This window comes from Nocardia sp. NPDC049526 (assembly GCF_044465765.1).
Classification (GTDB): Bacteria; Actinomycetota; Actinomycetes; order Mycobacteriales; family Mycobacteriaceae; genus Nocardia.
The window spans coordinates 89,179-104,230 of record NZ_JBITMA010000020.1; the positions used below are offsets into that span (position 1 = coordinate 89,179).

General features: G+C 68.3%; 1 protein-coding gene. It reads left to right on the forward strand.

Going from position 1 to position 15,052, the window contains the following annotated elements:
- The first annotated feature begins 330 nt into the window (after window positions 1-330).
- Window positions 331-15,036 carry an SDR family NAD(P)-dependent oxidoreductase gene (locus ACIBW7_RS39130; protein ID WP_397055496.1) on the forward strand — a complete coding sequence of 4,902 codons (14,706 nt, stop codon included), beginning with the start codon at window positions 331-333 and terminating at the stop codon, window positions 15,034-15,036.
- Window positions 15,037-15,052 lie beyond the last annotated feature (16 nt).

Sequence of the window (15,052 nt, forward strand, 5' to 3'; positions counted from 1 at the left end):
TCGGGCACCGCCCCCTCTTACGTGCGCCTAGACATTCTGGCGTGCCCACGTAGCGCTTCAGTCGTCAGCGTAGTTTGCTGATTATTTTCTTCACTGAGCCCGACGGCACACCGTTTCCAGTTTGGGCCTAGCCCGCGCCGTCTCCTCGGGGCCCCAGGTCGCTTGCGGAAGACGCTCCGTATCCTTCAAGGCTCCTCGCTGAGCCTCGATCGCGTCGAAATCCGTTATGTCCGAAATAGGAATCGTCTGATTCCTTTGCCGCAGACGACATACACACTCGTCAGAGGCTTTACGGCGGGTCCCAGCCTGCCTTGGGAAGGATGTTCAGAGGTGACCGGATCGGCGTTCGAGGTCGCTATTGTCGGCATGTCCTGCAGACTGCCTGGCGCGGCCGATCTCGACAGTTACTGGCAGCTGCTCAGCGAGGGGCGTGCCGCGATCGGCACAGCTCCAGCGGGGCGGCAGAGCGTCACCGAGCGGGCCGGATTCGTCGACACCGTAGGCGAGTTCGACGCGGACTTCTTCGGGGTCTCGCCGAATGAGGCGCGGGCAATCGATCCGCAGCAGTTGCTGGCACTGGAGTTGAGCTGGGAGGCGCTCGAGGACGCCGGCCTGGCAGCCACGGCGCGCGATGCCCGGCGGGGTGGTGTTTTCCTCGGCTGCACCGGAAGCGATTTCGCCGAAATCGCGAACCGCATCTCGAACTACTTCGGTTTCAGCGGTCCGAGCATCCTGGTCGACAGCGCCCAGGCATCCTCGCTGGTCGCGGTGCATCTGGCCTGTGAGAGCCTGCGTCGCGGCGAGAGCGACATGGCCCTGGCCGGTGGACTGAACCTGATCCTGTCGCCGAGCAGCGGTGAGCGCATCGAGCAGTTGGGCGCGCCGTCGGCGCTCGGCGCCTGCTACACCTTCGATGCGCGGGCCGACGGGTTCGTGCGCGGCGAGGGCGGCGGCATTGTGGTGCTGAAACCCTTGGCGCAGGCGGTCGCCGACGGCGACCGGATTCATGCCGTGATCCGCGGCAGTGCGGTCGACGCCGACAACGAGCGCCGCGGGCTGAGCGCCCCGAGTCGCGATGCGCAGGCGGCGGCGATCCGCTCCGCGCTGACCGCGGCAGGTGTCGAGGCACCGTCGGTGCAGTACGTCGAATTGCACGGAACCGGAACACCCGCCGGCGATCCGGTGGAGGCCGCGGCGCTCGGCGAAACCTACGGCGTGCGCCGGGCGCAGGATGCGCCGCTGGCCGTCGGATCGGTCAAGACGAATATCGGGCATCTGGAAGGTGCTTCCGGTATCGCGGGCCTCATCAAGACAGTGCTCTGTCTGAGCCGCCGCGAACTGGTGGCGAGCCTGAACTTCGAGACGCAGAATCCGCGAATTCCGCTCGCGGACTTGGGTTTACGGGTCGTGACGGGCACCGAGAACTGGCCCGTGGCTGAGGTGCGCAGGGCAGGTGTGTCGTCGTTCGGTACGAGGGGATCGAATGCCCACGTGATCGTGGAGGAGGCGCCCGCCGTCGGATCCGCCGCTTCCACGGTGGACAGCAAGCCCGCTGCGGTGCCGTGGGTGGTCTCGGCCCGCAGCGAGGGCGGTGTGCGTGCACAGGCGGCCCGGCTGCGGCAGTGGCTACTGCGCCATCCGGAGCTGGATGTGGTCGATGTGGCGCATTCGCTGCTGGTCGCGCGAGCCCAAATGGAGTGGCGCGGAAGCGTTGTCGGGCGAGATCGGGCGGAGCTGCTGGCGGGTTTGGCGGCCCTGGCCGACCCGACCGCGCCCGCTATGGCGATCGAGCCGACAACCGGGCGGGCCGAGCAGCGGCGGGTCGCGTTCGTCTTCCCGGGGAATGGCAGCCAGTGGGAGGGTATGGCGCTGGGCCTGCTGGATTCCGGTGGTGCTTTCGCGGAGTCGATCGCGGAATGTGAAGCGGCGCTTGCACCGTACGTGGACTGGTCGCTGACGGCGGTGCTGCGTCGCGAAGGTGACGCGCCCGCGCTGGATCGCGTGGATGTGGTGCAGCCGACGCTGTTCGCGGTGATGGTCTCACTGGCCCGGATGTGGCGAGCGGCCGGTGTGGAGCCGGACGTGGTGATCGGCCATTCCCACGGCGAGGTCGCCGCCGCACATGTTGCCGGTGGACTATCGCTGTCCGATGCGGCGCGTGTGGTGGCGCTCCGGTCCCGGGCGCTCGGTGATGAGCTGGCCGGGCAGGGCGGTATGGCCTCGATCGGACTCGACGCGGATGCGGTCCGCGAACGTCTTTCGGCGTATGGGGATCGGCTGTCGTTGGGGGCGGTGAACGGACCGGCGCAAAGTGTGATTTCCGGTGACGTTTCGGCGGTGGAGGAATTCCTCGCCGACTGCGCCCGCGACGGTGTGTGGGCCCGTCGGGTTCCGATCGATTACGCGTCGCATTCGAAGGCGATCGAGCGGATCCGCGATCGGCTGCGCACCGAACTGGAGCCGATCCGACCACGATCCGGGTCGGTGCCGTTCTTTTCCACGGTATTCACCGACCGGTTGGACACGGCTGAACTGGACGCCGAATATTGGTATCGGTCGGAGCGGGAACCGATTCGATTCGCCGATGCCGTTACGGCGCTGATCGGCGCCGGTATCACCGGATTCATCGAGGTCGGCCCGCATCCGGTGCTGACGATGGGGATCGCCCTGACCGCCGAGGCGGCCGGTGCGGCCGAGGGCGTATTCGTTGTCGGGTCGTTGCGGCGCGGTGCTGGCGGCCCGGAACGGTTCATCGCGTCGCTGGCACAGGCCTACTGCGCCGGTGTGCCGGTGCAACCGCGCGCGCTGGTCTCCGGTGGTGCGCGGGTCGACCTGCCGCCATACGCGTTCCAGCGCCGTAACTTCTGGTCCGGTGCGCTGGTCACTTCCGGTGGCTTCCCCGAAATTTCCGACGTCCGAATTCCCGAAGACCGGGAGCGCAGCGATGCGTGGGACGACAGCCCGCTGGCCCGCAAACTGCTGGCTGCCCCCGAATATCAGCGTGACACAGTAGTTCTCGATATCGTCGGTGAGCATGCCGCCGCCGTACTAGGCCACGATTCGGGCCGATCAATCGACCCCGACCTGCCGTTCACCGAGTTCGGCATTGATTCGGTCAGTGGGGTGCAGCTGCGGGACCGGCTGACACGGGCAACCGGTGTGCCGCTGCCCGCGTCGCTCATCTTCGACCATCCGACCGCGAGTGCGGTCGCGACGCTGTTGCGAGCCCGGGTCACCGGAAACGACCGGGGTAAGCACCGGGTATCGCGGCGCACGACCACGGACGAACCGATCGCGATCGTCGGCATGGGCGCCCGATTCCCCGGTGGTGTGCGGTCCGCCGAGGACCTGTGGGACCTGATGACCGCGGGTCGGGACGTGATCGGCGAATTCCCCACCGATCGGGGTTGGGACCTGGACCGGCTGTTCGACCCGGACCCCGACAAACCGGGCACGGTCTACACCCGCCACGGCGGATTCCTCAGCAGCGCAGGTGATTTCGACCCCGGCTTCTTCGGCATCAGCCCACGCGAAGCGTCGGCGATGGATCCGCAGCAGCGGCTGCTGCTCGAGACCTCGTGGGAAGCGCTGGAGGACGCGGGTATCGACCCGATGTCGTTGCGGGGCAGCGATACCGGCGTATTCGCCGGTGCCTGCTCGTCGGGTTACTCGCGACGGGTGACCGGCGACCTGGAGGGTTTCCGGCTGACCGGCACGTCGCACAGCGTCATCTCGGGGCGCGTCGCGTACGTGTTCGGCCTGGAAGGCCCGGCGGTGACGGTCGATACGGCGTGCTCGTCGTCGCTGGTGGCATTGCACCTGGCGTGCCAGGCGCTGCGCCAGGGCGACAGCTCGCTGGCTCTCGCCGGTGGCGTGACCGTCGCGGCCAGCCCGTATCTGTTCGTGGACTTCGCCCGCCAGCGCGGCCTGGCACCGGATGGCCGCTGCAAGGCGTTCTCGGCTGCCGCCGACGGTGTGGTGTGGTCGGAGGGTTCGGGCGTCCTTGTGCTGGAGCGGCTTTCGGATGCGCAGCGGCTCGGGCACGACATCCTGGCCGTTATTCGCGGTAGTGCGGTGAACCAGGACGGCGCGAGCAACGGTCTGACCGCGCCGAACGGTCCGTCGCAGGAGCGGTTGATCGCGCAGGCCCTCGCCAATGCGGGGATCTCGGCGGTCGATGTGGACGCCGTGGAGGCGCACGGGACCGGCACGAGTCTGGGTGATCCGATCGAAGCACAGGCCTTGATCGCCGCCTACGGACAGGATCGTGGCGATCGGGAACCGGTGCGGATCGGTTCCTTGAAATCGAATATCGGCCATACCGTGGCCGCCGCCGGTGTGGCCGGTGTGATCAAAATGGTGCAGGCCATGCGGCACGAGCGGTTGCCGCGGACGCTGCACGCCGAAACGCCGACGCCGCACGTGGATTGGGCCGCGGGCGCCGTGCGCCTGCTGACCGAAGCCGAACCGTGGATCGCCGGAGATCGGGTGCGCCGGGCGGGTGTGTCGTCGTTCGGGATCAGCGGCACCAACGCGCATGTGATCCTCGAAGAAGCACCTGCCGCACCGGTAGCGGCCGCCGGGGAAGACACCGAAGTTACCGTGCCGGTCACCCCGTTGCTGGTGTCGGGTAAGGGCGAGGCGGGTTTGCGTGCGCAGGCCGCCCGGCTGCGGGCCTGGCTGGCGGAGCGGCCGGAGGTCGACATCGCGGATGCGGCCTATGCGCTGGCGACGTCGCGGGCGCAGCTGGATTCGCGGAGTGTGGTCCTCGGTCGCGATCGGGACGAGTTGCTCGAGCGGTTGGCGGATCTCGCCGAATCGGGGACCGGTACCGGTGTGATCGGCGGCGTCGTCGGTTCGGGGCAGACGGCATTCTTGTTCACCGGTCAGGGTGCACAGCGGATCGGTATGGGCGCCGGCCTGTATGAGGCGTTCCCGGTATTCGCGGACGCGCTGGATTCGGTGTGCGCCCAGTTCGATCCGGTGTTGGAGTGCTCGCTCAAAGGGGTCATGTTCAGCGGCGTCGCTGGTGGCCATACCGGTGTCACGGTGCTGGATCGGACGGAGTTCACCCAGCCCGCGTTGTTCGCCTTCGAGGTGGCGCTGTATCGCTTGCTGGAGTCGTTCGGCGTCACCCCGAGTGTGTTGATCGGCCATTCGATCGGAGAACTCGCGGCCGCCTACATCGCGGGCCTGTGGTCGCTCGCGGACGCGTGCCGGTTGGTGGCGGCGCGCGGACGTCTCATGGGTGCGTTGCCCGAGGGCGGAGCGATGCTGGCCATCGGAGCGTCCGAAACCGAAGTGAATGATGTTGTCGCCCGGTATCCCGGCCGAGTGTCGGTCGCCGCGGTGAACGCGCCGGCGGCTCTGGTGATCTCGGGTGACGAGGACGCGGTCGGCGAGATCGAAGGCCGATTCGCCGAGCGTGACGCGAAGACGTCGCGGCTGCGCGTCAGCCATGCCTTCCACTCGCATCGGATGGAGCCGATGCTGGCCGAATTCGAGTCCGTCGCAAAGGGTTTGACCTACAACCGGCTACGCCTGCCGATGGTGTCGAATGTGTCCGGTCAGCTTGCCGGGGACGAAGTGACCGAACCCGCCTACTGGGTTCGTCAGGTGCGGGCCGCGGTGCGATTCGCGCCGGGCATCGAGACGTTGCTCGCCTCGGGTGTGCGTCGATTCCTGGAAGTGGGGCCCGACGCGGTGCTGGCGGCGATGACCCGGCAGACCCTTCCGGTGGACGCGGAGTCGACCTCGGTGGTGGCCGCGGCCGCGCGCCGGGATCACGATGAGCCTCAACAGTTCTCGACGATGCTGGCGCACGCCCACACATTCGGTGTGCGGGTGGATTGGACGCCACTGCTGCGTCGCCGGGCGATACGACGAGTTCCCCTGCCCACGTACGCCTTCCAACACCAGCGCTTCTGGTTGCCGCCGCGCCCCGAAGCCACGGGCGACGCCCTTGCCCACCCGTTGCTCACTGGTGTGGTGCCGGTGGCCGGTAAGGACGAGTTCGTTTTCACCGGCCGGTTCTCGCTGGCGACCCACCCGTGGGTCGCCGACCATATGACCTACGGCACTGTGGTGCTGCCGAGCGCGGCCCTCGTCGAGTTTCTGCTCGTTGCGGGCAGCAGCATAGATTGCGGCGTCGTCGAGGAGCTGACCCTGGAGGCTCCGATACCGCCGTCGGAAGACGACGAGGTCGAACTCCAGGTGTCGGTGCAGGAGCCGGACCCAGCCGGGCGACGGCAGTTCAGCTTCTACTTCCGTCAGGGGGGTCGTCGAGCGGGCGAATGGGTGCGCAACGCCAGCGGTGTATTGGCCCCCACCAGAGACGGCGATGACGCGCTGCTGGACCTGTTGCGGGACGAGGCCTGGCCGCCGATCGACGCCGAAATTCTCGACCCGGCATGGATTCCCGAGCGGATCGCCACCGTATCCGGACTCGAATACGGTCCGGCGTTGCTCGGTGTCAGTGCCGCATGGCAGCGGGGGGAGACCGTCTTCTCCGAGGTCACCCTCGATACGGCGGCCGCGCCCGAACCGGAGCGGTTCGAGCTGCATCCGGCTCTGCTCGACCTGGTGATGCACGCCGGGCTGGCCGGGCTCCTCTGGCGCGATCAGGACGGCGATCCGGACACCGGCCGGTTGCTGTTCCGCTGGGGCGGAGCGCGACTGCACCGGCCGCTGGTCCAGGCGACGACGCTGCGGGTCATTGCCACGGCGCGCGGACCGGAGACGATTTCCATTGCGGCCATAGACGATTCGGGACGGCCCGCGGTCTCCGTCGACGCGGTCGTCATGCGGCCCTATGACGTGAAACAGCTGCGCGGCACCCTGGCCGGGGATGCCGCCGACCTCTACGAGGTCCAGTGGACGCCCGCGCCGACAGCGACAGCGAGTGTCACCGCGGACCGGATGGCCGTACTCGGTTCGGAGCCGGTTGCCGGAATCGGCGCGTGCTATCCGAGCCCCTCGGAAATCGCTGCGGCACAAGAGATCCCGGATGTCGTGAGCTGGCATCCCGAGCACAGCGCCGCGGCCGACGATCCGGCGGTCGTTCGCGGTCACCTGGAAATGGTGTTGGCGACGGTGCAGGCCTGGCTGGCCGAGGGTCGTCTGGCCGACACCCGGCTGGTCGTGGTGACCGCGAACGGTGCCGCGCTGCCGGGCGAGGCACCGGATCTCGCCGCGGCCGCCGTCTGGGGCCTGATGCGCAGCGCCCAGTCCGAATATCCTGGGCGGTTCATTCTCGTCGACACCGATCCGTCGGCCGTTGCGCCAATGGATGACTCGACACTCGTCGGTGCGGCGCTCGCGGCGGGCGAACCACAGGCCGCGGTGCGCGCCGGAGCATTGCTCGTGCCCAGACTGGTGCGAGCGCGAGCGGAGCACGAGGCCGACCCGGGACCGGCCCAGCCGTCGCCCGACCGCAACACCTCATCGAGTCGCGACGCGGCGCTGCCGTTCGGTGCCGGCACGGTCCTGATCACCGGCGGCACCGGTGGCCTCGGCGCACTGGTGGCTCGACATCTGGTCACCGCGCACGGAGTCCGCCACCTGCTGTTGGTGTCCAGGCGTGGCGAAACTGCCGACGGCGTAAGAGAACTGGTGTCCGAGCTGTCGGAATCCGGCGCTGCTGTCGCAGTGGCGGCCTGCGACGTGGGCGATCGAGAAGCCCTCCGTTCCCTGCTCGATTCGATAGCGGCCGATCATCCGCTGACCGGCGTGGTCCATGCGGCCGGTGTCGTCGACGATGGCACCCTCGCGGGCCTGACCACTGCGCAACTGCGGCGTGTGTTCAGCTCGAAGGCCGCGGCCGCATGGCACCTGCACGAGCTCACTCGCGACCGCGCCCTGTCGGCCTTCGTGCTGTTCTCGTCTATCGCGGCAACGATCGGATCGGCGGGACAGAGCAACTACGCGGCAGCCAATGCCTTCCTCGACGCGCTGGCACACAGTCGCCGTGCCGACGGATTGCCCGCGATCTCACTGGGCTGGGGGCCTTGGAACTCCGCCGGCGGCATGACCGGTGGTTTGGACCGCAGTGCCGTCGCCCGCTGGGAAAGGCTCGGTCTCCACGCAATCGGGAACGACGAAGGTCTGCGGCTGTTCGATGCGGCTACCGGTCGCGCCGCCGCGCACTTGGCGGCGATTCGGTTCGACCCGGCCGAGCTGCGGCGCGAAGCGAGCAACGGTGCGGTGCCGACGGTGCTGCGCGGTTTCCTGCCCCGCACCACGGAACGGACCGCGGCCGCGTCGAGTTCACTGGCCATACGACTGAGCCGGGTGCCGGAGGCGCAACGCGCCGAGGTGGTGCTCGACCTGGTCCGCGAGCACGCGGCGGCGGTGCTGGGGCACGGTTCCGCCGAGGACATCGGTCCCGTCGAGCGATTCGACGCACTGGGATTCGACTCGCTGGGCGGCGTCGAATTCCGCAACCGGCTGGCGAAGGCCACCGGTGTCCAGTTGCCGTCCACCCTGGTCTTCGACCACCCCACCGCCGCGGCCGTCGCCACCCTTGTGCACTCCACGATCGCGGGAACGGATTCCGGTGCCAGGACGGCACGGGTGTCGCGCCGCGTCCGCGTGGACGAACCCATCGCGATCGTGGGCATGGCCTGCCGGTTCCCCGGCGGCGTCGAATCGCCGGATGCGCTGTGGGATCTGGTTGCTTCCGGCAGGGATGCGACCGGCGAGTTCCCGTCGGATCGTGGCTGGGATCTGGAGCGGCTGTTCGACCCGGATCCGGACAAGCCGGGGACGGTCTACACCCGTCGCGGTGGATTCCTTTATGACGCAGGTGATTTCGATCCGGGCTTTTTCGGGATCGGCCCGCGCGAGGCGACGGCGATGGATCCCCAGCAGCGGTTGCTGCTGGAGGTGTCCTGGGAAGCGCTGGAGCACGCGGGGATCGACCCGACGTCGTTGCGCGGCAGCGACACCGGTGTCTACACGGGCGTGATGTACCAGGACTACGAGGCTGTGACGGGTAAGGCCGGTCCCGAGGTCGAGGGGTATGTCCTCACCGGCGGCTTGGGGAGTGTGGCTTCCGGACGGGTGGCCTATGCCCTGGGGCTGGAAGGACCGGCGATGACGGTGGATACCGCCTGCTCGTCGTCGCTGGTGGCGCTGCATCTGGCCTGCCAGGCGCTGCGTCAGGGGGAGAGTTCGCTGGCGTTGGTCGGTGGCGCGACAGTAATGGCGACACCGATGGTGTTCCAGGAATTTTCGCGACAGCGTGGTCTGGCTCGAGACGGCCGGTGTAAGTCGTTTTCGGCCGCGGCCGACGGTGTCGCGTGGTCCGAGGGCGCAGCGGTACTTATCGTGGAGCGCCTGTCGGAGGCACGTCGTCTGGGCCACGACGTATTGGCGGTGGTGCGTGGCAGTGCGATCAATCAGGACGGTGCGAGCAATGGTTTGACGGCGCCGAATGGTCCGTCGCAGCAGCGGGTGATCGCGGCGGCGTTGGCTAATGCCGGGTTGAATCCGCGGGATGTGGATGCGGTCGAGGCGCACGGAACGGGAACGGCGCTGGGCGACCCGATCGAAGCGCAGGCGTTGCTTGCCACCTACGGGCAGGACCGTGCGGGAGAACCGCTGCGTCTTGGTTCGCTCAAGTCGAATATCGGTCACGCGCAGGCGGCGGCGGGTGTCGGCGGTGTGATCAAGATGGTGCAGGCGTTGCGGCACCAAACTCTGCCGACGACACTGCATGCGGACGAGCCGAGCCCACACGTGGACTGGGCTGCGGGTGATGTCCAGCTGTTGACCGAGGCGCAGGCGTGGCCGGTCGGCGACAGGGTGCGCCGGGCCGGGGTGTCGTCGTTCGGGATCAGCGGCACCAATGCGCACGTGATCATCGAAGAGGCTCCGGCCCAGGCGGTTTCGGTGCCTGAGCGCGGTGCGGCCGGACCGGACGTCGATATCGCCGCGGTGCCATGGACGCTGTCGGCCGAGTCGGAGGAGGGCCTGCGGGCGCAGGCGCAGCGGTTGCGGGCGTGGTTGGCCGATCGTTCGGAGGTCGACATCTGGTCGGCGGCACGGTCATTGGTCGACTCGCGGGCATTGCTGGACCGTCGGGGTGTCGTCGTCGGCCGGGATCGGGACGAATTGCTGGCGGGTTTGGCCGATTTGGCGGCAGGCGCGCCGGGCACGATCGAGGGGGCGGCGGGTTCGGGGAAGACCGCGTTCTTGTTCACGGGGCAGGGTGCGCAGCGGGTGGGGATGGGTGCGGGCCTGTACGGGGCGTTTCCGGTGTTCGCGGCGGCGTTGGACGAGGTGTGTGCGGAGTTCGATCCGTTGTTGGGGCGTTCGCTGAGAGAGTTGATGTTCGCCGACGGCGAGGGTGTGCTGGATCGGACGGAATTCACTCAGCCGGCGTTGTTCGCGTTCGAGGTGGCGTTGTTCCGGTTGATCGAATTGTTCGGTGTGACACCGGATGTGCTGATCGGGCATTCGATCGGCGAGTTGGTGGCGGCGTATGTGGCGGGGGTGTGGTCGCTCTCGGATGCTTGCGCGCTGGTGGCGGCCCGGGGCCGGTTGATGGGTGCCTTGCCGGGGGGCGGGGCAATGCTCGCGGTCGCGCTGCCGGAGGCCGAGGTGGTGGCGGTGCTCGCCGCGTACGGCGAGCGGGTGTCGTTGGCGGCGGTGAACGGTCCGTCGTCGGTGGTGCTGTCCGGGGCAGCGTCGGAGCTGGACGAGATCGGTGATCGGTTCGTCGGGGAGGGAGTGAAGATCTCCCGGCTACGTGTCAGTCATGCGTTCCACTCGGAGTTGATGGAGCCCATGCTCGACGAGTTCCGTTCTGTCGCGGCAGGATTGACGTATCGGGAGCCGCTGCTGCCGATCGTGTCGAACGTTTCGGCGGTCGTGGTCGCTGCCGAGCTGACCGGTCCCGAGTACTGGGTCGAGCAGGTGCGGGCGTGCGTCCGGTTCGCGCCAGGAATCGACACCCTGGTCGAGGCAGGTGTGCGGCGGTTCGTGGAGATCGGACCGGATGCGGTGCTGGCCGCGATGACTCGGCAATGTCTGGTCGAGACTCCGGCCGTCGAGGCCAAGTCGACGGTGGTCGCGACCGCCCGGCGCTCGCTCGACGAGCCGACGCAGTTCGTGTCCGCGCTGGCACAGACCGCTGTCGTCGGCGTAGGGGTGGACTGGACGCCGCTGTATGCGGGCCGCTCCACGCATCGGATGACGTTGCCCACCTACGCGTTCCAGCATCGACGCTACTGGGCGCGGCCGGTCGACGCGGCGGACCTGTGGCAGTCGGGCCTGGACGATGCGGGACATCCGCTGTTGGGCGCGATGCTGCGGTTGCCGGACTCCCAGGATGTGGTGTTCACCGGGAGACTGTCGCGAGCCGCTCATCCTTGGCTGGCCGATCATGCCGTCACCGGGGTGGTGTTGCTGCCCGGAGCCGCGCTCGTAGAGCTGGCCCTGCATGTGGGAACGGTGGTGGACTGCCCGCGACTGGCGGAGCTGGTGATCGAGGCACCCCTCCCGATACCGGACGCCGGGGCCGTCGACCTGCGGGTCGTGGCGGGCGGACCGGATGGCAGCGGCGCGCGGACGGTGTCGGTGTACTCGCGGTCGAACAGCGATGATTCGGACTTGCCCAACGACGAAGCGGGACAATGGATTCGCCACGCGGTCGCGACGGTCACCGCCGGGTCGGACATGCCCCCGATCAACCCCGGCCCGGTGAGCTGGCCGCCCGCGGGTGCGACGGCGATAGCGATCGATCACGCGTACGCGGACCTGGCCGAGCGGGGCTATGAGTACGGACCGGCGTTCCGCGGATTGACCGCTCTGTGGGGGCGCGACGGTGAGGTGTTCGCCGAGGTCGTACTGCCGGAGTCCGCACGATCGGACGGCTCGACATTCGGTGTGCATCCGGCATTGTTGGATGCCGCGCTGCACGCGGTCCTGCTCGGTGGGTTGGTTCCCGACACCCGGGCCGGTGCGATCGCGGTCCCGTTCTCATGGGAGAACATCGCCCTGTATGCGACGGGCGCGACCACGGTGCGGGTCCGTGCTGCTGTGACCGGCTCCGGGCCGGGGGGTGAGCGGATCGCCGTAACCCTCGCCGATCCGGCGGGCATGGCCGTGGCCGACGTGGAGGCACTGACGCTGCGGACCTTGTCCGCTGATGCGCTCGGCTCGGTGCACCGTCGCACCGACGGTGTCGGCTACGAGCTGGACTGGGTCGCGCTACCCGAGCCTGCGGGTGCGCTCACCGCGGCCGACGCCTGGAGCCCCGCCGATGACGGTGCAACCATAACGATCGCGGGGCGGGACGCGACGGTGTTGCGGCTCGACGCTCCGCGATGGAATGAGCTGTCGCGCACCGACTCTCCCGCCGTCGACGGCAATCTCCCTGTGGCAGTACGGAATCTGATCAGCGACCTCGCGGCGCAGGTGCAGCGGCTGCTGATACAGGACCGGCTCATCGTCGTGGTGACCCGGCAGGGGGTCGCGGTAGGTCCCCACGAGCCGGTGGACCTGGCCACTGCAGCGGTGTGGGGTCTGCTGCGTACCGCACAGAGTGAGAACCCGGACCGGATTGTCCTCATCGATGTCGAAGACTGGGCGGACTATCGGCCCGCTGTGACCCTGGCTTCGGCTACGGTCGACGAACCCCAGCTGGCCCTGCGGCGCGGGAAGGCATATGCGCCGCGCCTGAACCGCGGTGGTTCGAACGCTCTCGACGTCGCGTCGCGAAATGCCCCGGCATGGGCGCTGACTCTGCGCGACAAGGGCACGTTGACCGCGGACAATTTCACCTTCAGCGACCATCCAACCGCGTTGCAACCGCTTGCACCAGGGCAGGTCCGGGTGAGTATGCGGTCGGTCGGCCTCAACTTCCGGGATGTGCTGATGGCGCTCGGCACCTACCCCGACAAGGCTGGTCGGCCTGGTGGTGAGGGAGCCGGGGTCGTCCTGGAGGTCGCACCGGATGTGACCGAATTCGCGCCCGGCGACCGGGTTTTCGGGTTGATCCCGGGTGTCGGATCGGTGGCGGTGGTCGATCGCCGACTGCTTGCGCCGATGCCGCGCGGCTGGTCGTTCACCCAGGCCGCGGCGATTCCGATCGTCTACGCGACCGCCTACTACAGCCTTGTCGACCTGGCCGATGCGCAGCCCGGCGAGACGCTGCTGCTGCATGCGGCGACCGGTGGCGTCGGCCTGGCGGCCGTGCAACTCGCGCGACACCTGGGCCTGCGGATGTTGGTCACCGCCAGTGAGGCGAAATGGAATGTGTTGCGCGATTCGGGATTCGACGACGCTGAGATCGGGAACTCGCGCACATTGGATTTCGAGCAGAAGTTCCTCGACGCCACCGACGGTCGTGGCGTCGACATCGTATTGGATTCGCTGGCAGGCGAATTCGTGGACGCGTCGCTGCGTCTGCTGCCGCGCGGTGGCCGGTTCGTCGAAATGGGCATGATCGACCGGCGTGATCCGGTCGAGGTGGCCGCCGAACATCCGGGGGTGGACTACCACAGCTTCATGCTGATGGAGGCGGGGCCGGATCGGCTGCACGAGATTCTGACCGCGCTGGTCGATCTTTTCGATGCCGGTGCTTTGGCGCCGTTCCCGACCATCGCGTGGGACCTGCGGCAGGCGCCGGACGCCTACCGGTACCTGAGCCAGGCCCGGCATATCGGCAAGAACGTGCTGACCGTGCCGGTGCCGTTGCGGCCCGAGGGCACTGTTCTCATTACCGGCGGCACCGGTGGACTGGGCGCGGTGGCCGCACGACACCTGATCACCGTCCATGGTGTGCGCAGGCTGGTGTTGGCGGGTAGGCGTGGTCCGCAAGCCTCCGGCGCGGCCGAACTCGCCGCCGAGCTGACCGCGCTCGGTGCGCAGGTGGACGTGGTCGCGTGCGACGCGGCCGATCGAGCCGCACTGGACGCGGTGTTGGCGGCAATACCGTCGCAGCATCCATTGACCGCTGTCGTGCATGCGGCGGGTGTGCTGGCAGACGGTCTGCTCGCCACCATGACGCCCGAGCAGATCGCGACGGTATTGCGGCCCAAGGTGGATGCGGCCTGGAATTTGCACGAGGCGACCAAGGACTTGGATCTGTCGGCGTTCGTGCTGTACTCCTCGATCGCGGGCGTGATCGGCAATCCTGGCCAGGCGAACTATGCGGCCGCCAATGTCTTCCTCGATGCGCTGGCGCAACACCGGCACGTGACCGGTCTGCCCGCGACGTCGGTGATATGGGGACCGTGGGAGCAGAGCGGCGGTATGACCAGCACGCTCGGCGCGGCCGACCTAGCCCGTTTGCGGCGCGAAGGTCTCCTTCCGCTGGGCGACGCGGACGGCATGGAGCTGTTCGACGCCGCACTGGCGGGCGGCCGGTCGGCGTTCGTGGCGGTCCGGATCGACCGGACCGCTCTCGGCGAGGCGCATCCCGACGATGTGCGCGCGGTCATGCGCGGCTTGTCGCGGCCATCGAACCGCCGGGTGGTCGATACGACGAGCGCGCCGTCGGCAGCGTCGAATGGCTCCGCGTCTTTGTTGACGCGACTGCTCGGCCGCTCGACCGCCGAACAGGAACGCGTCATCCTCGACGTGATCCGGGCCCAGGCCGCGGCCGTGCTGGGACACACGAGTGCGAACTCGACCCCGCCGGACAAGCCGTTCAGCGATATCGGATTCGACTCGCTCGGCGTGATGGAATTCCGCAACCGGCTGAAATCGGCTGTCGGTGTGCAGTTGTCCGCGACCGCGATGTTCGACTATCCGACTCCGGAGGCGCTGGCCGATTACCTCCGGCAGGAGATCGTTCCGGTCGACGACCCCGCGGAACGTATTGCGGCCGAGCTCGAGTCGCTGGCGCGCAGTTGTGCCACGGCCGAGCTGTCGGCGGTGGACCGGTCGGATATCGCGAGCAGGTTGACCGCGCTGTTGCGTGAGCTCGAAGACAAGGACACCGGCGAATTCGGCCCGGGCGGCGGCGCCGACAGCCTCGAATCCGCGGACGACCGCGAGCTATTCGAATTCATCGACCAAATCAGTTGAAGCAAGTTCCGCAACC